The sequence below is a fragment of the Mesorhizobium sp. ESP-6-4 genome (assembly GCF_020164735.1).
Classification (GTDB): domain Bacteria; phylum Pseudomonadota; class Alphaproteobacteria; order Rhizobiales; family Rhizobiaceae; genus Mesorhizobium.
In genome coordinates, this window is record NZ_JAIUGS010000043.1 from 1 (window position 1) to 1,012 (window position 1,012).

1 protein-coding gene is annotated in these 1,012 nt (G+C 62.0%); it reads right to left on the bottom strand.

Annotated elements, in window-relative coordinates; translation table 11 throughout:
• Positions 1–962, bottom strand: a 962-nt coding sequence (locus LB523_RS29205; protein ID WP_224609640.1) for an IS110 family transposase, incomplete at its 3' end; no start/stop codon positions are given.
• Positions 963–1,012: the final 50 nt, after the last annotated feature.

Genomic DNA, 1,012 nt, shown 5'->3' on the forward strand with positions numbered 1-1,012 from the left:
CGGGCAGCAAGTGCGGTGTAGAAGGTCTTGAAGCGCTCACAGGTTCGAATGGCAGTGAGGGCTGCCATGTAGAGGGCGCGGCGCACACGTGATCGCCCGCCCTGAATCTGACTCCTGCGGTTGAGCTTGCCGCTCTTGTTGTCGAACGGGGCAAGGCCGACCAGTGCAGCGATTGCCTTGGGTGAGCGCTTGCCGAGCTCGGGCAGGAGCGCCAGCAGCGAGAATGCGCCGACCTTGGAGACACCGGGCACAGAGACCATCAGCGCCTGGTCGCGAGCGGCGTCCTGGTTTTGACGAATGACTTCGGCGATCTGACTTTCGAGCGCCTTGATGCGCGTGTCGAGGTAGGCGATCGTTTCTTCCAGATCGGCAATGACGATCTCATTGAAGGCCTCGGCGAGGTGCTTCTTCGCCGTTGCCCGCATCTCGACCAGTTGATCGCGGTAGCGGGCAAGCGATTGAAGCTGCTCGACTTCTTCGCGCGGCGCCGGCTCGGCCTCAGGCTGATAGCGGCGGCCGTAGTCGCTCAGCATCCTGGCATCGAGAGGATCGGTCTTGGCGCGCCGTCGGGTCGACTTGGCATAGTGGTGGGTGTGCGCCGGGTTGTGCCGCGAGAACGGCACGCCGGCCTTGGCCAGCGCATGGCGCAACAGCCGGTCATGGACCCCTGTCGCCTCCATGACAACGAAGTCGCGGCTGGGATCAAGCCTCGCCACATAGGCCGCGATCGCGTCGGCCTGGTTGTCGATGCGCCGAAGACGGCCGCTTGTCTCATCGAAAAAGTCGAGCCACTGTTTTGAGATGTCGCAGCCGACATAGTTCTGCATTATCATGTCCACGCCTCTTCCTGTGGTGCGGGGTCTGCTTGGAACAGCCCCGTGCAACTGTTCAGGTTGATGGTTCACCGGTGGGAAGGGACCGAGCCATGCCACGGCCTGTCCGAAAGGACGACCAGGATTCATTCGGTCTCCTTCCCACTTCAACCATACACCAGAACCAACACACAGGATTC